General features: G+C 58.4%; 17 protein-coding genes. 13 read left to right on the top strand and 4 right to left on the bottom strand.

Features of this window, described 5'->3' with window-relative positions; all coding sequences use genetic code 11:
- Window positions 1-26 precede the first annotated feature (26 nt).
- A complete protein-coding gene (locus D7S86_RS19915; RefSeq protein ID WP_121088621.1) occupies window positions 27-767 on the bottom strand; it encodes an SDR family NAD(P)-dependent oxidoreductase in 741 nt (246 codons plus the stop codon).
- A gap of 347 nt (window positions 768-1,114) precedes the next feature.
- On the opposite strand from D7S86_RS19915, the gene D7S86_RS19910 reads away from it, so the two are divergent.
- Window positions 1,115-1,708: a TetR/AcrR family transcriptional regulator gene (locus tag D7S86_RS19910; protein ID WP_121088620.1), complete on the top strand. Its 594-nt coding sequence runs from the start codon at window positions 1,115-1,117 to the stop codon at window positions 1,706-1,708.
- A gap of 449 nt (window positions 1,709-2,157) precedes the next feature.
- Here D7S86_RS19910 and D7S86_RS19905 read toward each other — a convergent pair whose 3' ends face one another.
- A complete protein-coding gene (locus tag D7S86_RS19905; protein WP_158602037.1) occupies window positions 2,158-2,499 on the bottom strand; it encodes a response regulator in 342 nt (113 codons plus the stop codon).
- Window positions 2,500-4,177: 1,678 nt separating this feature from the next.
- Between D7S86_RS19905 and infA the strand changes: the two genes are divergently transcribed.
- The 3 genes from infA to D7S86_RS19890 all read left to right on the top strand — a co-directional run bounded on the left by infA (window position 4,178) and on the right by D7S86_RS19890 (window position 5,380).
- On the top strand, window positions 4,178-4,444 hold the full coding sequence (gene infA, locus D7S86_RS19900) for a translation initiation factor IF-1 (RefSeq protein ID WP_121088618.1): 267 nt from the start codon (window positions 4,178-4,180) through the stop codon (window positions 4,442-4,444).
- A 269-nt stretch (window positions 4,445-4,713) separates the two neighbouring features.
- Window positions 4,714-5,079: a hypothetical protein gene (locus D7S86_RS19895; protein ID WP_240648304.1), complete on the top strand. Its 366-nt coding sequence runs from the start codon at window positions 4,714-4,716 to the stop codon at window positions 5,077-5,079.
- Between the two features lie 55 nt (window positions 5,080-5,134).
- Entirely contained in the window at window positions 5,135-5,380 is a 246-nt protein-coding gene (locus tag D7S86_RS19890; protein ID WP_240648303.1) for a hypothetical protein, read from the top strand.
- A gap of 135 nt (window positions 5,381-5,515) precedes the next feature.
- Here D7S86_RS19890 and D7S86_RS19885 read toward each other — a convergent pair whose 3' ends face one another.
- The gene (locus D7S86_RS19885; RefSeq protein WP_121088617.1) at window positions 5,516-6,367 is read right to left on the bottom strand and encodes an STAS domain-containing protein; all 852 of its coding nucleotides are present in this window, start codon (window positions 6,365-6,367) and stop codon (window positions 5,516-5,518) included.
- A gap of 308 nt (window positions 6,368-6,675) precedes the next feature.
- Between D7S86_RS19885 and D7S86_RS29235 the strand changes: the two genes are divergently transcribed.
- The 5 genes from D7S86_RS29235 to D7S86_RS19865 all read left to right on the top strand — a co-directional run bounded on the left by D7S86_RS29235 (window position 6,676) and on the right by D7S86_RS19865 (window position 12,945).
- Window positions 6,676-6,861, top strand: coding sequence for a hypothetical protein (locus D7S86_RS29235; protein ID WP_147432402.1), 186 nt, complete (start codon window positions 6,676-6,678; stop codon window positions 6,859-6,861).
- A 1,040-nt stretch (window positions 6,862-7,901) separates the two neighbouring features.
- Window positions 7,902-8,183: a hypothetical protein gene (locus tag D7S86_RS29230; protein WP_147432401.1), complete on the top strand. Its 282-nt coding sequence runs from the start codon at window positions 7,902-7,904 to the stop codon at window positions 8,181-8,183.
- A 1,048-nt stretch (window positions 8,184-9,231) separates the two neighbouring features.
- Complete coding sequence (locus D7S86_RS19875) at window positions 9,232-9,615, top strand: response regulator (protein WP_121088615.1); 384 nt, start codon at window positions 9,232-9,234, stop codon at window positions 9,613-9,615.
- A 1,291-nt stretch (window positions 9,616-10,906) separates the two neighbouring features.
- A complete protein-coding gene (locus tag D7S86_RS19870) occupies window positions 10,907-11,947 on the top strand; it encodes a S1 family peptidase (RefSeq protein WP_121088614.1) in 1,041 nt (346 codons plus the stop codon).
- Window positions 11,948-12,318: 371 nt separating this feature from the next.
- A complete protein-coding gene (locus D7S86_RS19865; protein WP_121088613.1) occupies window positions 12,319-12,945 on the top strand; it encodes a tyrosine-type recombinase/integrase in 627 nt (208 codons plus the stop codon).
- A 679-nt stretch (window positions 12,946-13,624) separates the two neighbouring features.
- Here D7S86_RS19865 and D7S86_RS19860 read toward each other — a convergent pair.
- Window positions 13,625-13,999: a response regulator gene (locus D7S86_RS19860; RefSeq protein WP_240648302.1), complete on the bottom strand. Its 375-nt coding sequence runs from the start codon at window positions 13,997-13,999 to the stop codon at window positions 13,625-13,627.
- Between the two features lie 292 nt (window positions 14,000-14,291).
- Here D7S86_RS19860 and D7S86_RS19855 point away from each other — a divergent pair, with 292 nt between their 5' ends.
- The 4 genes from D7S86_RS19855 to D7S86_RS30275 form a co-directional block, all read left to right on the top strand.
- Entirely contained in the window at window positions 14,292-16,094 is a 1,803-nt protein-coding gene (locus D7S86_RS19855; protein ID WP_121088611.1) for a hybrid sensor histidine kinase/response regulator, read from the top strand.
- 62 nt (window positions 16,095-16,156) lie between these two features.
- Entirely contained in the window at window positions 16,157-16,375 is a 219-nt protein-coding gene (locus D7S86_RS30280; protein WP_121088610.1) for a hypothetical protein, read from the top strand.
- 384 nt (window positions 16,376-16,759) lie between these two features.
- Window positions 16,760-22,912 carry an ATP-binding protein gene (locus D7S86_RS19845; RefSeq protein WP_240648301.1) on the top strand — a complete coding sequence of 2,051 codons (6,153 nt, stop codon included), beginning with the start codon at window positions 16,760-16,762 and terminating at the stop codon, window positions 22,910-22,912.
- 300 nt (window positions 22,913-23,212) lie between these two features.
- Window positions 23,213-23,476 (top strand): transposase (locus D7S86_RS30275; RefSeq protein ID WP_240648300.1); only part of this gene is annotated, 264 nt, incomplete at its 3' end.

The following is a 23,476-nucleotide window of genomic DNA, read 5'->3' as shown; positions in this document are numbered from 1 at the left end:
CCTTCAGTCGTCACGACGCATGTGTCTCAGGCGATCGCGTGCACGAGATTGGCCATATAGGCCTGAACGCCCGCGGGATTGTCTTTGAATGCTTGTGCGGTGGCTTTGGAGAGTTCGCCGGGGAAGACGTCTTCTTCGCCCGCGGCGAGCGCGTCGAGCGCGCCTACAGCGACTTCGCGCGGCGTCAGCTTGGGCTCGGGCAGCGCAGCGCCCAGCGCGGTGTCCGTTTGCACTGGCATCACCGCAATGACCGGAACGCCACGCGACTTCAACTCGGCGCGCATCGTGCGCGTCAGATGCAGCGCGGCAGCTTTCGAAGCCGAATACGTACCGGCCACCGGCAGCGTCACGTGCGAGAGGATCGAAAGGATGTTGATGATTGCGCCACCCGAGCGAAACGCGGGGGTGTCTTTGAGGGCCTGCGAGAGCGCCATCACGCCGAAGTAGTTGACCTCCATTTCCACGCGCGCGCCGGACACGTCGTTCGTCGACAAGGCGCCCGTAAAGGTCGCCGTTCCCGCGTTGTTGATCAGCACATTGATATCGGAAGCGACTTTTGCCGCCTCTGCGACCTGTTCCGGGCGCGTGACATCGAGTTGGAGGGCAACCAGCTTGTCCGATGTGGACAGCAGGTCGTCGACCGAATGGACGTTGCGCACGCCGAGATAAACCTTCGATGCGCCGCGCGCCAGCAACTCGCTGACGAATGCTCGACCGATGCCACCGTTGGCGCCCGTAACCAGTACGACCGAACCGTTGATATTCATATCCGACTCCTGTGGGTTGTAAGGTGCGGTCGCATCTTTATGATTATGATCGCAATGAATGGTATGATTACGAACGCAATGAATAAAGTCAAGCGATTCCGAAAGGAAAACTTTCGGTTGGCTTCGGCGCGTGATCTCGGCCGCGCGGACGCCTCGGCTGCGCGGACCCCTCGGCTAGAGGGAGCGATGCGCCGTAGGCGCCTCCGCGTTAAATCGGGCGCCCGGCCTGGTAGCGATGAACAGGTTCAAGGAGCGCCTTGTATCGCGGCGACGAACGCGTTAAATTGCAACGGTAATGATTAGAGAGCCCCTGACGGACATCCGTCCGGCGCTGGAGGAAGCAAGCAATGAAGGTTTCGAAGGCGCAAGCAAGCGAGAATCGGAACGCCATCACAAAAGCCGCAGCCGAAGAGGTTCGAAGGCTCGGGTTCGATGGGGTCAGCGTCGCGCACGTCGCCTCGACGGCAGGCTTGACGCACGGTGCGCTGTATAGCCACTACGATTCAAAGGACGGGCTGATCGAAGCGGCCACGAGGCGCGCGTTTGAAGACACGCTACGCGAGTTCTCGGGGTTGCCATTCTCGGAGTTCGTCGAGCGCTATCTGTCGTCCGCGCATCGCGACCATCCCGAAGCCGGCTGCCCGAACGCGGCGCTGATGTCAGAGGTGTGGAGGCAGCCTGAGACCACGCGCGTGGCCTTTCGCGATGGCTTGCAACAGTATGTCGACCTTGTCGCGCAGAGCTTGAACAGCACCACCGCCGCGCCGGTGAGGGCACAGGCGGTCACGATGCTTGCTGCGATGGTGGGGGGCATGGCGCTGTCGCGTGCCGTGCGAGACGTAGACACCGCGTTTTCCGACGAAATTCTCTCGGACATCGGAGCGCAACTCAAAAGTTTCGTCGAATCGCAGAAGACTCCGGCGGCAAACGCTAGCGAATAAGGCCCCAGACTGCCTCGGAGACCGACGGTGCAACTTCGCTCGTTGGCGCCGCGCAGTTGCGCCAAGGCCAGTCGGTTCGATTGCGGTGAGTCGAATGATCAGCCGATGAAATTGCCGCGCCGCGGTTCGAAGCATCGTCGCGATGGTGTGACGCGTTGCGCCGTTTCGTGTCGTCGATTTGAGCCTGCGGAGTAGGGCCGGGTCCGGCCAGGAACGGCCGCTCGGTCGACCCAATCGTGTGTCCGTTATCTTCACGCGAACCGACGCCGAAATGAGCGCCTGAGTTAGGGCTGATCACTCGGCGAGCCACGCTCAGTATGGGTTTGCAGGACGCAAAATAGCGTTGTCGCTCGGAATCCCGCCCGCCCCTACGAATGACAGCGAGTTCGACTGAAGTCAATTCTGCTCGCCGTCGTAGGACGGATCAGAAATCCTCCGGAAGGTCGACGTTACTTCAGCCACGCCTCAAATGCGTGCATAGAGATTGGCTTCAACAGGAACCCATCGAACAGCGCCGGGTCGCACTCCCTTTCCATGTCGGCGTAGCCAGAAATAGCAACGATCCGGCTGGATCGGCGAGGCAGGAGTGTTCGGATGAATCTACAGACTTCGATACCGTCAGCGTCCGTGAGCCCGATATCGAGGAAGACAATATCAGGTCGCATGATTTTCGCGGCATGCATCGCCTCTGCGGCGCTGGTTGCGACGTAAGCGGTGTGCCCGTATAGCTCCGCGACTTGTGAAAATACTTCAACAAAATCGCGGTAGTCGTCAACAATTAGTACATTCATTCCAGAACCATATCCTCGCGCACGATGCGCACGATGCGCACGATCCAAGAACATTCGACTGGCAATATCCGACGGGATAATTATAGAAACTTGTGTGACGCGGGCAAGTCGTTGCGGCCGCATGCGATCTTGAGACGGGGTCTTGCTCCGAGCGGGAATATGGCGATGCCCAAACCGTGCGAAGCGGCATATGGCCCGTGCGCCGGACTGTCGCTCGCCCGCGATTCCTTCTCGGCCGCTCCAACGTCCGTGTGACCTCACAAATGACGTTGGCGAAGTAGACGATGGACGAGCGCGTCTTATGTACCGTGCTCGTTTTCAATGTTCCGAGTACCAAGCGTTGGTATCGAGCTCGATTCGGTCGCAAACGGGCACGTCTGGGAGGGCATTTTAGGGTCGCTTGCGCCCAAGGGCATCGGCGCAGCAGAGGTCCGCAGCTGAACGTAATCCGGGCGCCCCGGAAGTGCCGCGTTTTGGCGTCGCTGCCCTCATGGGAGCGTTCCGGCAGCAAGCTCCCGCAGCCAGTAATAGCAACAAATTGCGTGTCGCGCGAACTCGTCGCCTCGCGAAGTGAGAGCCGCCCGCCAACGCGTGACATCAGCATCGGAAAGCGTACGGTCGCGCTCGGTCCAAAGAACTCGCAACAGAAAGCGGTCAGCTTCCCGTGGCGTCCCTGTGGCCAACGCCAAGGGCAGTCGGTCGTTGTGTTGCGAATGTTGCGTCATAGCCCGAATCCGAACGTTGGAGACAGGGCCGAATTTGGCGATCGGGCAAATTGAAACCGCTGTTGATACGACTATATCCCCTTTCAATAGCCGTCGCGCAAATATGTCGCACGCTGCGCGTGGCTGTCGTCATAGCGAGAGTTCGGGTCCGCGAGCTTGGCAATCCTCGCTAAGCTGCAGTGATCGTCGCGGCGTGCGTGCGACGGCTTACCTTGTCTCATCGGACAAGTGCCTGCTTCCAGATTTGAACCAGCCATATCGCTTGGCGGAAGTTTTGACCTTAATCGAAGCCAATCGGCGGAATGGTGCACGACAGCCCGTAGAGGTTTCGGACGCGCCTATCTCGCAGAGCTCGTCCGCCGTCGCTCGCAAGCAAACCGTATAGCCGCACGAATGTGATCTACATCCTCCGGTCATCGCACCCGCGCTACGTCGCGATCATGAACGTTGCGCTCAGGGGAATCGTAGGTTTCCCAGCGGATTTGGACGTGAGCGGCCGTCGTCGGGGAAAGTGGCGCAAAGTCGATGGAATTGGCGAGGCACCGAGCCGAAATCGTTTGACGGCGACTGGCATGACGCGTACTGTGGGTCTAAGCATTCGCAAGGCAAAGAGCAGTCTGCCGGCCTTGATCCTCTGAGATGTACACGCCTCTCCACGAACGCCCGCCTCGCCGACTCGGAAGAGAGTTGGCCATCTGAAATTGAACGACAGTCGTAGAGCCCCTGCGCGATTCGCCCGATGAAGTAAATCGAGCGAGTGCTTGTGCACGCTTGTGCTTCTCCGCGTGCACGAGCGTCCTGCCCCGCGTCGCGGCTCGCCCTGTCAACATCGGTGCGGGTCAGCAGCGATAGCCGAACTCGATGTCGTCTTCATGCCCGATCAACTTCAGGGTGGGCAGAGTTGTGCCTATCCGTCAGGTGATCTCTCAGCTCGTGTTTCAAAAGGAACCCCTTTGGCCAAAGAAGAATTGCTGGAACTCGAAGGCATCGTCGATGAAGTGCTTCCTGATAGTCGATATCGGGTAACGCTCGACAATGGGATCATCGTCGGTGCTTATGCATCCGGCAAGATGCGAAAGCATCACATCCGCATCCTCGCAGGTGACCGAGTCACACTCGAGCTGTCGTTGTATGACTTGACGAAAGGCCGGATCAACTTTCGGCACAAGGACGTTCGTGGAGCAAGTCGGCCACCGTCCGACGCGCCTCGACGTCGTTAAGCTCGGCATATTGCTTTTCGTTCGCAGCTAACCGGCACAGTAAGTCCGGTGATGCGATCAATTTGGAGGTTTTATGGCGAACTTATCCGTCGGTGCGCAATACGCAGACCGCAAACGAGCCCAGATTCAACGAGACGAAGCGGTGCGTCTGGAAAAGCTTCAACACATGTGTGTCGGTCTGGATACGCAAACCTCGAAATGGCGGTTTCCGCCGGAAACGCGAGGTCGTGTGAGCAAAGTAATCGTGAGCGATGATTGATGGATTGCAGTTGGGTTCTGCACTCGCTGTGCAGCGGTACCCGTTGAACATCAAGTCTCTGCATTCGCCGCTTACTGGAGAAGCCACATTGTCCGATTCCCGCTTCTACAGAGGGTTGGAAGTCACGCTACTTATCTATCGGCGTACGGAGGTCGTAGGCAAGCGTGCCCGCAACGATGATCCGAGATTTGACGCGGCAGTACGAATCCGCGAGCCGGCCGCTATCGCGACCGAGCCGCGTAGTCGGGTATTCAAACTGGACGTGAGCGCCCCGTTCGGGACGGTCGGCGATGCGCACCGTGCGTCGAAAGCTTACGCGGAGCAGCTCATCGATGCCTGTCCTGCGAACTGCACTGTGTTCGACGCTGATGAGTGACATGCGTTGCCGCCGACACGTCTGCGGAGCATTGGGTCGCAAAAAGACAGAGGCAATGATGAACAGGGATGATCTTGTGGAGCAGTTAAGGAACCGTGGTTCCGATCTGATTCGGCGAAACCTTCCGCGCGACGCGCGTGACAAGCTTGATGCGTTGATCTCGGACCGCCATTACGAAGTCGACACGCAGGCATTTATGACGTTTTCGTCGGTGCGCGCCTTGCTGCACGAGGGTGGCATGTCGATCTGCGAGTCGGACCGCGAGGCAGCTCAGGTTCTTGCGCACTTGAATCGACGCTAAATATAGTTGACCTGCCGTTCTGCTCACTTGCAGCCCGAGTCTGTTGCTTCGGATAAACGTACGGGTGAGCGCCGACGATGCGCTTGGTCCTGGCAATCCTCGTACAACGACTCGCGGGTGGAAACCGCTCGTTTCTCACTGAGTCATCGCCGCACGGCGCGCCCAATTCAGGGCAACTACAAAGGCATCACGCAGTGTTGATTTGGTGACCACCTGCGACAGATCGATACCCAAATCCACAATGGTCTGCGCGGTGTAGGGTCTCATGCCACTAATCACGCATTTGGCTCCCAGTAGACGAGCGGCTGCCACCGTCTTTAAAAGATGTTGCGCAACGAGCGTATCGAACGCTGGAACGCCGGTGATATCGATGACGACTGCGATCGCGCCAGTCGCGACTATCTTGTGCAGTAAATTCTCCATCGCGATTTGCGCGCGCGAGGAATCGAGCGTACCGATAAGTGGTAATGCCAGCACGCGCGGCCAAAGCTGAATCACAGGGGTCGATAGCTCGAGCAATTCCAATTGCTGACGTCGGACGATTTCGTCGCGACTGCGGCCGTATGTTTCGGCTGTGTGGAGGCCCAGAGAATCTATCAGAAGACTCAATGACCGGATCAGCGCCGACAGACTAGACATATCGCCGATGAGACGGCGAGCATGTGCAACGAGCGGTGCTTTTATTGAGAACACAAACGTCGCGGTCTCCATTGCTGAGAATCCGCGTCGTGCTTGGCGTGTAGACACTTCGGCAAGATGCGCGCGGACCGGAGCCCACGCCGCATCGTCGGCGTCGAACGAATTCGATTTTTGAAGGGCTTCAATCATGACGCACAGAAGCGCCGAACACTGGTCTCGTATCTCGGCCGCGGAAGCTAATCCTCGTTGCGGCAGCAGCTTTGATTCGTTTCCTATCCACAACTCCAGAACTTCGTCGTGGCTTTCGACGAGTGTTTCAATCCACGGTGACGCATCTGCACGATTCATCAACAGTCCTTCAGCGATTACGGTAGAAATGCGGACTGCATCGCAGTGACGCATGGTGCGGCGCGAACATCGCACCTGTTTATTGACTCGGCAGCGATGCATCTAAGGTGGGCAACGGACGAGCGACAAGGGCTTTCGCTTCTAAACTTACGTTCGCCCTAATCGTGCGTGATCGGAGCGCACTTTTTTATTCGATTCTTGTGCGCCGCTGCAGGAGGCAGTCTCAATCCATCGAGCCGCAACGCAAGAATGCACACTGCGGCGCTGCGTCCACGGGCTTCGAGCGATTCGACTAGGAGCAGAAGGAAGTGAAGAAGATCCGTCGACGAGTGGTGCGCACGAAATGCGGCGATGGTTTCGTCGACTTCCTCAACAATGTTTTGCGGCAACAATCTGCTGCCGATATACGAGGAGCGCCTGGCAAGCTCTACGCTATGTTCCATTCGGCAACGATGATGCTCGCGCGAAAAATGGGACCGCAGGCTCAGCGATAGTCTCAAATCTCCCAACAGCCGCATCGCTCGAGCCGATTCCTCGCCATTCGCGAGGGCCGTTGTGTGATCAGATCGATGCGTCGGCATCATGCGCCCCTTGAGACTAGGTTCGCTGGTCGACCTAGTGACCCAAATGATCGTTCGAAGCGGCGTGCCTAATTGCGAGCGAGCCGTTTGATCGGACGATACCAGCCACACCACCTCCGCGAATAAGACCGGGGCAGTTGATCGACATGCTTCTCAGGAGCCAGTCGCAGAATAGACGCGATGCGAAAGGTGCAAGAGCTTGGATTGATTGCTAGGTCCGCGAGCGCAGCGTTCGCGGGTGGGTTGAAGTCATACTATCTCGATGCTTCGAACTCACCATACGGTGGTGGACCCGAAAATGTCAATCAATATCTGGCACGGGTGTGCCCGCGCAATGGATCTGATGGTCTCGATTAGCGCTTCTGCAATCCATGTCTTTACCTGCCCCAGCACAGGCTATCGCTTTGAACTGAACGCATGATAGTGAGAGGGCTAACAAGGCGATCTCAGATACGCGCATTTACGCAGCAACGTATCCGATCTGACCTGCGTGTTGCTATCTTCAAATATGCGGGCCAACCGATCTCCTCGGGTTCTAGCTTGCCCTGACGAGTGCAGTTGACCGCGCCGAGAAAGGAATTGACGTGCGCATTGCATGCGCGTAGATTGGTTTGGCCATCCGGTCGCCCGTACGATCGCACCGTCGCGCCCTTGTGTGCGCTGCTCCCCGATAGAGGCACTTCGCCTCCTTCAGATCAACGAACGACAATTGACTGTTCGTTGCCTGGATTCCGGTATTACTGTTTGGCTCACGAGAATCGGACCGGGAATTTTTTCTGCAGCGATATTTGCCATCGGTTAGCCAATGGCACTCTGGTCTTGCTCTGGTCACGCTTTCTCATTCCGCACAATCTTTTCTGTTAGCTGTTCTTTGTCCAATCGCAAGCTATGTTCGAGGCTTTCGTTGGAAGAAATCGGGCGGCAGGATTTCACACGCATAGGACAACGAACAAATGAAAAGCGAACAACGTTATCGCGGCTTTGAGATTTACCCCCTCGTCTACGCACGAGCAGCAGGGATGTCACCTGACGCCATTCGCCAAAGGACGGAATTCGAAGTCGCTGTCAAGATTTGCCGTCGCGACGAGGCAAGTGGGATCGCCAGAAGTCGGGTTTTTCGTGTGCCACACCACGGCCTTTGCCGTGAGTGGTCAGAGGCAAAGCAAGTCGCCACCGAACACGCTAGAAACGTCATCGACCGTGAAACGCGTGGCGTTTCCGTCATGGATTTTTAACGCGCTCGCGCACAACGGGAATTCAACCCGAATTTGAGACGAGGAGGTAAGGTATGGCGGTCCAACGAGATTTCAACTATCGAGGCCTGGTACTTCGGATTTGCATGATTGAACAGCGGGACCAGCGCCGATATGAGGCCTTTATCGGTCACGAAAAGAATGGCGACTTTATACCTGTTCCTGGTTCGTGCGTCGAGAGTTTCGCAAATGAGGTATGGGCAAGCGATGCGCTGGAGTCGATGCTTCGGCAGGCTCAATCGCATGTCGATTTTTTTCTGCGCGAGGAGCCACAGCGATCTAGCTACCGAGTGCATCATCCAGCGGGAGCACCCTTTCTATGTCATCGGCGTCCGATTGGCTTGAGCTGGTCCTGAGGAGCGACTTTCCTCCACAGGCGGAGTTCCAGGAAAGTACGCGGCCGGACAGCGTAGAGATTTCGTGGGTCCAAGATGGAACGTCGTCTCGTCCGAGCCATAGTCGCCCACTTAGAATTGTCGTCGACAGGAGTGTGGTCAATCGGTGGATTGAGGCCCGCGAGCCTGAACAGGAATTCATCTCCGAAAGAGTGCGGGCGATGATTCAGTATGCACTGGTGGTCGACCTGCACCGCACGCACCGCGCCCACGTCGAACGAACGCTCGAAATTAGATGTGACATGATCGACGTGTGGCTCTCCGCTCCTTAGATGCCTCGCTCGCAGAGCACCGCTTCGTGTTTTACCACTGATCCGGAAAAAGAACGAAAGGTGTCCTGATGGGTTTGGCGAATCGCCCAGGCACTTAAGGGCTAATGGATCGATGCTGCAACGAGTCAGCCAGATCTGCGTGGTGTTGGCGCATCTAGCTGAGTGTCCCAAACGTATCCGCTGTCGACATGATCCAAAGGCCCAGTAGCTGTTGCGCCCGCTGCTGTCTAGGGATCTCCGACGATCCGTGGCAAAAAATCACCCAACTTTATTGATGTCCGCACTGATCGCGGGCACGCGTCGTGCGTCATCTATTGTCACCAGCTCGTTGCGCCTCGTCGCGAGCGCGAATGCGAGCCCTCAATGTCCCACGCCGTCGTTCACTCTGCTCCGGCTCATCGACCATGCGTTTTAATGGTCGATGACGAATACGAGCTGTTGGAAACCTGGTCATTGCTGTTGGAGATACAAGGCTTTTCCGTTTTGATCGCGCCCGATGCAGCGGAAGGACTGAAGTTGGCGAAGGCAAACCTTCCCTCGGTTGTGATCACCGATTATCGAATGCCGGGGATCGATGGATTGGAATTTTGCCGGCAGATGAAGAGCAACGAATCAACGCGGCATTTTCCGATCATCATGTGGACCGGTACGCCCATGCGCGCCGATGCTGCACTTTTTGAGCGCCTCGCGATCAAGCCAGTCGCTCTCAAAGCGCTCCTCGAATTGATGCGTGACGTCTTGCATTGACGTCTCACCACGCTCGAGCACGCGTGCTATCCACCTCAAGCTTGCTATTCGCGAGCGGTTGGCCGCGCACGCTTTTTTTTTGAAGCTTCGTCCGAGTACGGGCCATTGCAATGCGCGGAAGATGGGCGCACGCGACCGAATGGTCCGGCGAGCGAATACTTGCTAATTATAAAATCGCGCTGACGGCAAACGATGTGGACGCGCGTCGGAGATCTAGTCTTCGCGAGGAACGATCTTTGTGTCCGGTAGATATCGCCACTTTGCGACGCTTGGATCGAGCCGCTCGCAGAGTTTTTGACGCGCTTCGAATCGCACAGCATCGGAAGAACGAATCCGTCGGATTCGCTCATCGGTGAAGGTGGAAGGTGTATATCGTTTGGTCATGATCGTCTCCAGTTTTGTCGTAGCGTTAGTGACACACAACAGTCCGACTGGCGCGGAGGCGTCTAGCGCCACGGGCTGGTCAAGCTTTATAGGAGAAGAGGGACAAGCGGCTTCGAGCGGAATCACCATGGACGCGCCCCTCGCTTCGAAAATCGACGTGTCATTGACCAGTGCCTGGCGAATGTCCGTTCTGTATCCAAATTCTCCCTTACGTGGTTTTAGCGAACGACAACCTAAGCACATCGAGTCGCGCTGTAACCACGCGGACAAGTCTGCTCGAAATAGCGGGGTAATCTGCTCGTTGTCGTGCGAGCGACGTAGTCCGAATGCGGCCACCGGTGCGTCCCACAGACTCGGTGACAGACGCCGAATGGGGAATGCAGGGACTCGCATTTGCGACGTACTGGACGTGATCGTAGGTCAATATCCTTGCGATCTACGGAAGACCTAGTGAGGTCATGCTACCCGACGCGCGATGGGCGCGGATGCCATGCGAAACGATCTTCTTTTGTGGATGCTGCTGACCCACTGTACGGCCGAGCATCGACGACTGTCAATCGATATTCAGCGGTATCAAAACCACCGACTGGTGTCGTCACCGTGCGCTGTTCGAATCGATGCGCTCGCTACTTACAAAGTATCGCGCGACAGAACGCGTGCGTCGGTCCACACTGGGGCACACTCTCCGACCGTCGGCGGGTGCATATTGGAGACGATCATGGCGAAAGGCCAGCTTCGGGGAAATCGCGAGCCGAAAAAACCCAAACAACCTAAGAAGCCCGTAGTGTTGTCGACATTGGGTCTCCCAGCCAAACCGATTAGGCCTGTCACGAAGAACGCAAAGGACCGCTAGAAGGGCACTGCACTACAGCGTGCGACAGCCCTCGTACGGTCCGATGATCTCTTGATGAACGAAGAAAGGGGAATCGTGAAATTCTATTCAAGTTCGAACGGTGACGAGTGGCTGCTCAGTCGCACGCAGAGTGAAGGGCTACGGATAAAACACGTACCCAATCAAGCGTCCGGTGGCGTGGTGTCCGAGATGAGCCTAGAGACCTTCTTGTCTGGCCAAAACTCTGGCCCCGAGCACGAAACACTGCGAGACTTGATCTCGATGTTGAATCGGCCTGGCGTCATGCTCAACGATTCTCCCCATGCAACTCACGGGATTGCGGCATCGAATTCGGAACCGTTCGAGGAAAATCGGGGTGACCTTCGAGCCGATTCGTTGTTACTTGCCGTCGTGCGAATCAAAACGTTCAGAAACCAACAGGTACTTACGAACGCGAGCGGCTTCTTCTTCAAGAGATCGGGGCGTCTTTTTCTTGCGACAAGCCGCCATGTATTGTGTGACGAAGCCAGCAGGCACCTGCCGGACTCACTGCAGATCGAATTGCACATAGACAACTGCAATCTCGGTCAGTCCGTGTGGTTCTCGATCCCTTTGTATAGCAATGAGCAAGCACTGTGGCGGCAAGCTGAAGACGATGAGGGAACGATAGACGTAGCGGTAGTGGAGATCAATCGCAATGCGCTGCCCGAGAGCGCCTTCATTTGCTTCTTCGAGCCTGAGCATCTGGTTGTGCCGCGTGATGCGGTCGAGATCGGATCTTCTATCTTGATTGTTGGCTTTCCTCTTGGATTTCACGACACCCTTCATCATCTTGCCGTCGCGAGGCAAGGCGTTCTCGCTTCTGCTTTTGGGTTCCGGTTTCAGGGAAAGGGAGTGTTTGTCACAGATGCACGAATGCATCGGGGCACGAGCGGCGCGCCGGTCGTAGTGCGAGTCGAAACTCTTAGCGTAGCGAACCGAGAGCTTCCCTGGGCACTGCTTGGGGTCCACTCCTCAAGCATCGACATGAGTGGTCGCGACCTGAACGCAGACGATTCACTTGGCCTAAATAGCGCATGGTATGCCGAAGTATTGATGACGCTGACGCGAAGCTAGTCTACCGCCAATACCTGAGGTAGTGATGTGTCACGTCGTTGCGTTGATGCCGTGGCCGGAGTCTCGGGAATGAATGCACGGCCGATTTGAGCGATGAGGACGTCGAAGCGGCTGTCGAGTTCACTATACGTCCTTCGGTTCTCGGCCGTCGTGGTTTATTCCGAGAGTGAGTCGAGTTGCCTCTAATCGTGTTGGCGTCAGAATTTTCATTTATCACGGCCCACTCGCGGCACCTGAATGGACAACGAATGACTGCTTCGCGGAAGGCTGCAGACATATTCGGCGAAACAACGAAAGTCTGAACTGGGTCGGACAGCGTTCGCTCGGCGCAGGTTCAGACGGATCTCCCCCACATCGGAAAGGAGGCAGTCATGGACTCCATCTCTTACACTCGCGTGGCGCGCGTGCCATGGAACAAAGGGAAGCTCACGGGGCAGAAACCACCACTGAAGTTGAAAGAGATCTGGGCGATCCGCGTTCGGCTCCAGCTCGCAAGCGTGCCACGCGATCTCGCGATGTTTAACTTGGCCATCGACAGCAAGTTGCGCGCTTGCGATCTGACCAAGCTGCGAGTGCGCGACGTCTGCCACGGAGAGCGAGTCGCACCACGAGCGACCGTCCTGCAACAGAAGACGCAGCGCCCTGTTCAGTTCGAAGTCACGGAACAGACACGCGACAGTGTCGCGGCGTGGATTCGCGAGGCGAAGCTCAGCGCGGGCGACTATCTTTTCCCGAGCCGAATTCACGACTCACCGCATATCTCTACTCGCCAGTATTCACGGTTGGTTCATCGATGGATCGGGTCCATCGGGCTGGACGACACGGCGTACGGCACGCACACGATGCGCCGGACGAAAGCATCGTTGATTTATCGGCGCACGAAGAACCTTCGTGCGGTGCAGATCCTTCTCGGACATACGAAGCTTGAAAGCACAGTCCGCTACCTCGGGATCGAGGTCGATGACGCCCTCGAGATGGCTGAGCAAACGGAGGTCTGAGGCGTAGTCCTGGCTGGCGAGCAGGCGCTCGTCGGCCAAAAGTAGCCGCACGGAGAAACGCGTCCAGTGACCGCTCTACGCAGTGCAACGGCCCGAGGTGCAAGCGAACCTCTGATCGAGGAATCGCACGTCCGCATTCTATTGAGGTTGAGACGTCCCGAGACGTTGATCAAACGCCTGCTATGGGTCGAGTCGAGCCGGTCGCATCGGACCGAGCGCGGCCACTCGAAGGTGTTCGACAAACGACCGCTTGCGGCTGGCTAGGAGTCGTTCGCTGAAAATGGCTTTGGAGTTTCGCCTGCCCGTGCCTCGTCGCGAGAGCTTCGACGGGTGGCCTGCTGGTCCGGAGAGCAGTCCAACCCGGTTGTGCTCGTCGACGCAGCTTCGGTTAGGCCGTCAATCCTTTGAACTTGCCCATCGTCAGTCCGGTGCCGATGAGAATCATGAGACAGCCGAGCTCGGTCGTTGGATCAGATCCAACGGGGTAGCACCAGATTCGTGAGGGGCTGGCGATTGTGAGTCGCGTACGAAAGTATTCTTGACGCTGGCGTGCTCACCCAGGAAACGCCCACGCGTATGGCTGGACCATCGTTGTCATGGCCTAGGCCGATTCATCGATGGGCGCCGACTTTGCATGTAGCTGAGGGTGTTGGCGCTGCGGTGACAATTTGCAATTCCGTCAACCGCGCTTACCACTCCTTGAGAGAGACAGGAGGTCGCGAATCACGCCAATTAGACGCGCTATCGGTACGGGTTTTCTCAGCAGTGCATTCCATAGAGTCTCTGCTGACATTGGTGGCGTCGCAGCGGTGAGCATCACGATAGGAATGCAAGCAGTGGCCCTGTGCGCCCTAAGGTGTCGACAGAAGGCAACGCCATCGAGCACCGGCATCATCCAGTCCGTCACAATCAGTTCCGGATGTTCAATATCCGTCACACGGACAGCCTCCTCCCCGTTTGCCGCAAGAAGTACCCGGTACCCCTCTGCTTCCAGCAGGGCCCGAAGGGGAGCAAGAATTCTGGCGTCGTCATCAACCAGCAGAATCGTTTTCACAACTGTCGCCAGATCACGAGCATAACTTCGAAGTGTTGCAAAATTCGTTCCCGACCGTGAGGCAATACTCCGTTGGAGTCCGGTGTCGGGCATTTTCGATGTCGTTTGCACTGCGAGCCGGAACATTTATCATTTAGGTGTTTGATCACGTGGCGCACGCACTGACCGTGAACGAGCCCCGGAAAGGTTTTTAAGTTACCTCACCGGTGTCGCGTGACGTAACCGACACGGCGTGTGTGGCGCGCAGGCTTTTGTGGCTTCCTTTGTCGCCGTCAGACGACCGCTTCATCGCATGCCAACACCTACCAATCGCAGTGTCCGGGACGCGCGGCGCGAGTCGCTCATCACCGACCAGTTATTGACACGGGCGTCGCGAGACCCGGATTACCAAGCCGAGGCAAACGCCTTGCGCGGCTTGGCGCGAGCGTTGGCCAGTTCGGACGACGCCATGCTTGATTTACTGGCGCGCGAGGCCGCACGGCTGTGCAATGCCGGCAGTGCCGGCATCAGCGTGCTGGAGTCGCCGGCCGGCAGACCAGCGAGCTTCAGATGGGCGGCGCTTGCGGGGCATTGCGTACCGCTGCTTAACACGTATCGCCCATTCGATGACAGCGTCTGCGGCATCACCCTCGAATTGGGGCGGCCGGAACTATTCCGCGCCCCCCAGCAATATTTCTCTTCGATAGAACTGATAGAGCCCCCGGTAGTGGAGGCATTGCTCGTGCCGATCCCGGTCAAGAACGGCCCCTGGGGGGCAATCTGGGTCATGTCGCACGACAGCTCTGCGCTCTTTGATGCAGAAGATCTGCGATTGCTGACCAGTCTGGCCGATTTCACCGGCGCGGCGATGGAGGTGGCACGACTGAAGGAAATCGCGGAGCAACGCGCAGCCGAGTCGGAAGCCGCACAGGCCGCAATTCGGGACGTGGAAAGACACAAGGATGCATTCATCGCGACACTCAGCCATGAGCTGCGCAGCCCGCTGGCCCCCGTGAGCGCCGCCCTGCAAACGCTAAGACGTCTCGCGCCAGGCCCAGCAGCCGCTCAACCACTTGATATAGCAACACGCCAGTTGGCACGCCTGCAACGGCTCATCGGGGACCTGTTCGATGCATCGCGGCTGCGCAGCGGGAAAGTCTCAGTGACGCTCGCGAGGTGTCTACTCGGAGACATCGTGAAGGATGCCGTCACGGCCGTGACACCGATGGTCGATATCCGGCGACATCGCCTGTTAGTCGTTGCACCCGAGGCACCGGTCTACGTCATAGCGGATGCGGTCCGCCTGACGCAGGTACTGGAAAACGTCCTGAGCAATGCTGCAAAGTATTCGCCGGAAGGGAGTCGGATTCAATTGGAAGTCTCGCTCGAGCGCGAGGCCGGGCAGATGTTGGGTCCGAGGGCGAGCATCGTCCGCCTGACCGTGAGCGACACGGGCTATGGCATTCCGGTGGCCGACCTTCCGGGGGTATTCGACATGTACGCCCAGGCCGGCGCTCATGTCAGACGCGAAGGAGGACTGGGAATCGGCCTTGCACTCGTAAAGTATCTAGTCGAAGCCCACAGAGGCACGGTGTCGATCCGCAACAACGAACAGGTCCCGGGCACGACGGTATCCATTTTGTTGCCCATCGTCGCTGATGAGCCTGATGAACCGGGGCAACTCGATGCATCGCGCAAGCGCGTCACACCGTGCCGCATCATGCTGGTCGACGACGATGTCGACACCGTCGAAGCGCTAGCCGCCTTGCTTGCGCTCGAGGCACATATCGTCCAGACATCGACTACCGCACATGAAGCGCTCGAAAAGTTTTCCGAATTTGCTCCTGATGTTGCTCTCATCGATTTGCACATGCCGCAAGTCGACGGATTCGCTTTGATGCGAGCGCTTCGTGGCGTTTCGAATTCGATGAACACTATATTCGTCGCAGTCACCGGGAGCGTGTCGACGGACGAACACGATGCCTCACTGGATGCCGGTTTTGACTATCACCTGCCCAAGCCGGTCGACTTCGACGAGTTGACGCGCGTTCTCGACAAGCAATGTGGCAGCGATCTCAGCCAGGGAAATCAAGGGCGCCACGATTGCAGCGTCTGATTTTCTTTCAACTCAGGCGTCGACAACGACGAAATGAACCGTGTTGAATTGGAGTGCCTTGGATGGAGCATGAAATATATAAAGGCTACGAGTTGTGGGGACACGTGATAGCACGGCGGGACGAGCTGCAATCGCGGGACGGTTACGCGGCTAGCGGTACGGTTATGCAGGATCGCCGGCTGGTGGAAGCATCCGGCGTGCTGGATGTTTTTTACGACGAAGCCGCCGCAATAGAAGCTGGGCTTGCTTGGGCACGTGCGTGGGTAGACACCCATGGTTGATTTCGTTTTTTGAACTTCGCGAATATCACCGTCCTCGAAAGTCGTAAGCATCCCCTACACGTTGATACCAGGCGGTATCTGGACTGGCCTCTCGAGCGTCGTGAGATATGACCTTGAGACAATATCTGCCGCAAATTGCCAACTCGGCAAAGACGCGCGCGAGTGGCCGCATCGAGACGTGAAACCGACGTTCGTTGTCGAATCGTGAATGTCTTTTCAGGGTCGAATTCGGTCCGCCGCTGAACTGCCGAGTTCGGCCAAGAGCTGCCTGTCGCTGCGAACTTCTGAGCGACGGCTTCACACTGATCTTAGTTATTCACGACCAACCTCGCGAATGACCGCTGCCATCGGCGCCTGTCATACTTTGTTGCAGAACGGCGGTCGGTGAGTCATCAGCTTACCCATCTGGTGATGGACGCCAGGGTGATGCTGACGCAGGTCTCTTGGTTCCGGCCAACTACCCAATCCATTTCCATGGCCCCGAACAAGCACAAAAAACCGAACCCATCCACCGCTACAGTTCCTGCCACGGCGCCAGCAGAAGGCGAGCGCCGAGCACTCCGTGGATATATCGGCCAGTATGAGAGGGCAGGCGCTGCAGTCTATGCAGCGCTCGAGCGCGACGAGCTGATGTGGATCGGCGTCGCCGACCGCAACGCGGGCATTGCCGACGACCTGGTACTCGGCTTCGATGGCCTGGTGGTCGGCCACCAGTTCAAGACGTCCAAGTTCCCTGGACCCTTCACTGTTGAGACGCTGCTCACTGGCGCCAACGGCCTCTTGAAGCCCCTGGTTCATGCTTGGCAATGCCTGCGCAAGGACAACACTGGAAGCCGAGTCGAGATTCGCCTGGTTGTCAATGATTTTCCGTCGATTACTGACAAGCCAGGCGACGGTACGCCGCCCCACAGCGCGGCATTTCTTGAGGAGCTCCAGCAGCATGCAAATCGGCCGTTAGCGGATTGGCACATGCCGGAATGGGGCCGACTGATCGACCACCTGCACCGTGAAGCCGGTCTGGACGATGACGACTTCGAACAGTTCTTGCACAGCCTTCGTGTTGTATGCGGAGCTGCGGCAGACTTCATCCAGTCGCACAAGCTGAACGCCGAGCAGGCGCGACAGGCATCCGAGATTGCCAGCGTATTGCCTAAGCTAGTCGCCGACGCACGCGACAAGGACAGGTGGACGCGTGATGAGCTGCTTCGTGAGCTTGGCTGGCGCGATCCCGCCAAGACGCTGCTCATCCATCGGTTTCCAGTCGGTGCCTATGTCCAACGCAACCGCGGCACTGAGGTCAAGCTGCTGGCCGCGTTGCAAACCACCAGTCAGGGCTACGTCTCACTCATAGGTCCGCCTGGCTCCGGGAAATCGACCCTCCTACAGGTGGCGCTGGCCACCGAAGCAAACATCCGGCTTGTCCGCTACCTGGCGTACGTGCCTGGCGCTGCCCAGGGCGTGGGTCGCGGAGAGGCGGATAACTTTCTGACCGATGTCGGCACGCAGCTGCGCAACAGCGGTTTGACTGGACTGCGTCTTCGCGATGACTCGCTGCATGAGCGACGCGAACAGTTCGGCGTTCTGGTGCGGCAGGCTGGGGAACGCTTCGACCGCGACGGGATCCGAACGATCATCGTCGTCGATGGGCTCGACCATGTGCCTCGCGAAGAGCGGCCGACAAATTCGCTGCTGGGCGAGCTACCTCTTCCCGCGGCCATCCCAAATGGGGTTGTATTCGTCCTCGGCACGCAGAGGCTGGATCTCGCGAATCTGAAGCCCGCAGTTAAGGAACAAGCGGAGAAGAACGAGCGGCTGGTTCTCATGAGCCCCCTCGACCGCGAGGAGGTCGCACGGATGGCGGATGCGCTTGGCCTGCCTGCCGACATTCCGCGATCAGAGCTGAGCAAGCTCACGCATGGCCATCCGCTGGCAACGCGCTACTTGATTCAGGCGCTGTTGCACGCGGGCGAAGCCGGCCGCAAGCACCTGCTCAGTGGCGGGATGCCGTTCGACGGTGACATTGAGACCGTGTATACCGCCGCCTGGCGCGAAATCGCAAGCGACAGCGATGCCATGGACGTGCTTGGTTTCATCGCCCGGGCCGAGGCACCCATGGACCTGCAACTGCTGGCCACGGTGGTCAAGGAGTCCGCGATTGAGCGAGCACTGGTCGTTGCACAGCACCTGCTCCGCAGTTCACCCCAGGGATGGAGTGTGTTCCACAACAGCTTCAGGCTGTTCGTCATCGCCCATCCGCGAATCCGCCTCGGTAGCGTCGACGCCGAATATTCCCAGCGCGTGTACCGCGACCTCGCCGAACTGGCGAAGAACGCGCCGCACGAATCGGCGCAGCGGTGGCTTGAGTTGCGCTACCGCGCCCGTGCCGGCGACGGTGCCGATGTGCTTGCGCTGGCAGTGCCCGCTCGCTTCAGGCAACACCTGGCTGACGGGCGCTCTATCGCCGAGATCCACGCCGATATCCGGCTGGCTCTGCTAGCAGTGCGTGGAACGCACGATGCGACCGCCTTCACACGGCTGTTGCTGTGTAGTGACGAAGTGGGCCGGCGCGAAACAGCCCTTGAGTATGCCAACCAGCTTCCCCTGGCGATGCTGGCAGTCGGGGACATCGATTCAGCCGTCTCTTTTGTGCAGTACTTCCCCAGCCAGGGCTACGAGGTTGTCGACGCTCTGTTGGTGCGAGGCGACTTCGAGCGAGCGAAGGAGCTATTTGAAAGCCTCGAACCACTATCGCAGCTCCATACGTCCAAGTTCCAGAACCACGGGCACGAACACAACATCAACGAATTTGAGAAGTGGGCAAGGCGTGTCGTTCATTTCCGAGACACCGAGCAGATCCAGACAGCGATTGACCACCTCGCTGCAGAGGGGCTACGCCAGCGCGATAAGCTGGATCCAGAAACTGTCAGCGCGCTGCGCCAACATCTGAGGAGGGAAGCCGCAGAGGCGACGCTCCTTAAGAAGGTTCGCACCGATCCACAAGAACTCTGCGGCGAGCTCGGGGTAGACAACGAAGACAAGCCGTCTGTAATGGTTCGCGCAGGGCTTGTGGCAAGTCGGCATGGCGAAGTTGCGCAAGCGCTTGCCCTATTTGACGCCGCTGTCGCCCTTCCCGGCTTCGAAGAGGTGCCAAACGGCTACCGCCGCCGTATGGCACTGATTGCATTCCAAGCTGGCCGTCGTGACCTAGCCGAAGCCCTGTTCGACAAGTTGGTCACACCGATGATCTCCATGTGCGACGACGAGACGGACTTGGCTGGGCTGGGTGATCTGGTCGGTGCGGTAATGCATCACGCGCGGCTTTGCATGCTGCTCAACAAGCCACGGCCAAGCGCGACTCCGTCCAAACATTCCTTCCTTCGTCCGTTCCAGCAGCACGCCTCGGCGATAGGCGTGCTTCTAGGTCGCTCCGACGCCGACAACGCGACCGTGCCGGCTGGTAGCATCCAGGCCGAAGCCCGCGTTGCCCTTGGGTACCTGCTACGTCTAACGTCAGAAGCCGGCAGCAGCGAGTCATATCGCATCCAGCAGGCCCTCAAAGCGATCCCCATACTGGCGCAAGCGCTGCTGAGGCTCAGCGCCAAATGTGGCGAGGATGAGTACCGCGCTGTACTTCGAGAAATTGATGCAGCCATCGCCTCATCGACGCTGGGGGGGACTGCGTACCTGCGGCGCAGGTTGGCCGTCGATGCGTATCGGGTTGACGGTGACCGTGCGGGGGCCGTCGACCGGCTCAACGCGCTCGTGACAGAGCTTCGAGAAAGCACTCCGAGCGAACAGATTGACGGGTTGGCGGATCTGGCCATCGAGTTGGTTGCGGTTGGAGACGTGGAACGGGCGAAGCAGTTGCTGGCGACAGTTCCCGAGCAATGCCTTGGCTATGCGCTAGCTCCCAAAAAAGATCCACAGTACGCAATCTGGCGGGACATCCTGGTCCTTGCGAACACCGCTGACCCGGAGAGCCGTGTGAAGCGGCTCTCAAGCTTGATGCGGCAGGTCGGCGGCATGACCGAAACGGAAGGGTCGTCGGCCGCGCACCGCCTGACAATGTCGCTGATTGAGGAAGCGATGCAGGTCGGGCCTCGCTTCGGCTTCGAGGTGTCAAAGACACTGGCAGATTGGCATCTGATTGGCTGGCCGAACCGCGTCGATCTGCTCATGACGGGGATGGCCCGGCGAAGCCCTGACTTCGTCTTGCCTTGCGCTACCGTCTGGTGCGGGCTCTGCCTACCGTTCTACATGGAACCGCACTACCGGGATCCGTATCACGTCGGCGACTTCATCGACGCCGCCGCCGACGCGGCAGGCCCCGGCCAGATTGAGCCGCTCACGCTGATGCTATTGGGGGCGATCGAGGTAGTCAGCAGAGCACACGAGAGGGTCGCACTGCTCCGACGCCTTCGCACCGCGGCCGGAAGACATGGGTTCTCGTCTGCGGAGGTTGAAGCCGCTGTAGCCCGATGGATGTCAGAGGCGCCGGAACCTCGACACTCGTCTACGCCCAGCAAGTATGACTCTGCGGCCACTCTCGAGGAGCTTGAGCTCGAGTTTGATGCGGATGGCGACGAACTGAACTACAACGCTCCGTACCGATTCAGATATCTGGCCGAGAAAGCTCCGCTTCATCCAGTGCGGAGGATGTTTGAGCGTTGGCAAGTCTTGCGGGACGACGCACGCTGTCGCTTCCTGATGGTGAAGCGGTTAGCTGCGGCAGGTGAGATTGAGTACGCCAAGAAGCTGATTCAGGGCTACGCGACAAGCAAGAACCCCTGGAGCGCCTGGAGCCAATGGATGGGTGGCGGCAAGTTCCTCTACTTTGAGGCCAAGAAGCTCTTGGAGGGGCCATCCACGTCCCCTGTCGCCTTCGAGAACATCGTCGATTCAGTGGCGGCGGGCGAGGAGAGCATCCAGTCGCTGCTGACAGACCTGGATTCGATATTGCCAGTAATCAGCGCGACGCCGGACTGGCCGGCCATCTGGTCGCTGCTTGAGGAGCAGATGGCCTGCACTCGCGAATTCCAGCTGGGACGATCATTCCAGCCGAGCGAGCTACCGCTCAGCGACACGGATCTTTTGGAGGACTTGCTGCACTTTGCCTATCGGCTCCCCGTTATTGACGTTCAGCGACACGCTCGCAACTGCGCGCTGCGCTTGGCGGGGCAAGCCGGATACGGTCAAGCTTTGTTCGAGTCCCTTATGCGGCGGCTTCTAACCGGCGATTCCGATGCCCCCCTGCAAGCGCTCGGAACGCTGCTGGCTGTTGACAGCGCGGGCCTTGCGCCTGAGCTGGGCACTGCCGTGGCTGCGTTGGTCAGTCACCGAGATATTTCGGTAGCAGAGTCAGCCGCGCTCTTGTCGTATCTTTGGGGAGTGGCAGCCTCCATCGACGCGAAGCCACTGCCGTTCTTCTATAGCCTCGAACTGGAGGCCCCCTCAGAGGGCGACCATGCGTTTAAGGACGAGAGAACCGGTGCGATGCGAGTCGAGTCGCCGCTTGGCTGGACCCAGATGCTGCGCTCGACAGCACAGTACCTTGCGCAAGCGGTAGGCATCGACGAGATGACAATCCGTCAACGCGCGGCGATGCTCATCCAAGATTGGGGCGGACTCGAGGCATTCGGGCCTTCTGCTGTCAAAGCGCTTGAGGCTCAACTTCGCGCCCTCGACATGCAGATCACATATCTGAAACCCCATGCCTACATTGCAATTACCGCTCTTCGCCATGTCGCGGGAGAACTGCGGCTAGCAGGCAAGTTGAACGGCCGCTACAGGCCGACGCTGTTGGAGCGTTTGGGTTGTCCTCTTCCGCCTCGGCCGCTGAAGTTGCCGCGAGTGCGCCCAGAGTGGATCCGCATGCCGCTGTTTGACCGACATGCGGGTTGGTCTGAGCGAGATAAGAAGTGGCTTGACGAGGTCGACAGCGACGTTGCGGCCTTCCCGGCACACCACGATGGCCAAGTCGTGGCTGAGGTGTCGCGTTTCAAAGTATTCAGGCCACGCCTGTCAGAGCAGCGCCTCTACAGATTTCGAGCACCCTCGGCACAAACTGATGGTGAGGACTTCGGCCAGTGCTATGCCACATTGCCAATCGCTGTGTGGCTAGGCCAGCACGTCGCCCTCGACAATGACTTGGCTCCGACGCTGGTAAGGCGAGTTGTTTGCTCCGTGGACACGGGCTTCGACGCAGCAGCCTATCCATTCGCGTTGTGCCCAAACTGGTTGATAAGGCTTCGCTGGCGCGCGCATGACGAAGAACCCAGCGTCTTCCTTGACGCGAGCGGAACTGTGGTCGCAAAGCTCCATTGGTGGCGTGACGCCGGCCCGGTTGATATCGATGCGGAGTCTATATGGGGCGAGGGTTGCTACCTCGTTCTGACGCCGGTAGGCCTCGAACAGATCACCACTGCCCGTGGGAAGCTCGCCCTGGACATTAACGTGTTCGCAAGCAGGCAGATCAAGCAACCGAGCAGCTACGGGCAATCTCTCTTGAAGACGGCGAAGAACGGCTATTCGCTCTAAGTCGTGCACATTAGCTGCGATGCCGGGCGAGAGAGCTCAAGCTGGCGCTTCCGGCTGGGGGCCTAGCGTTCGTCGTGGCTCAACGACCGACCGCTATTCGATGCGGAGCAGTCATCGGCCGTTCCTCATCGAACTTCCGCCTTGGGTCGAATTCGGTCCGCCGTTGAACTGCCGAGTTCGGGCAAGAAGGGGCCTTCACACGCTGTTGGCAAACGTCCGCTGACGAGCGACGAGCTGACCTTACCCCGTCGAAGTATCCCGCTGTAAAGTTAGTGGCAAGGCCGCAGGAGAAACCTTGTCATGAAGAAATCGCGGTTCACGGAAGAGCAGATCATTGGCGTTCTGAAGGAAGCCGATGCGGGCATGAAGGTCGCGGACTTGTGTCGTAAGCACGGCATTTCCGACGCCACCTTCTACAATTGGCGTAGCCGCTACGGCGGGATGGACGTCTCTGAGGCACGGCGCCTGCGTAAGCGTTGCCCCATCACCGTCTCGACATGGCAGCGGCGAGTGTCCAGAGTAGGCCCCACCAAATCGAGTGGTGGAGCCCATTTTGTCAACAGA

The organism is Pararobbsia silviterrae, from assembly GCF_003628125.1.
Classification (GTDB): Bacteria; Pseudomonadota; Gammaproteobacteria; order Burkholderiales; family Burkholderiaceae; genus Pararobbsia; species Pararobbsia silviterrae.
The sequence above is the reverse complement of the archived record's forward strand: the minus strand, read 5'-3'. Positions and strand labels throughout refer to the sequence as shown.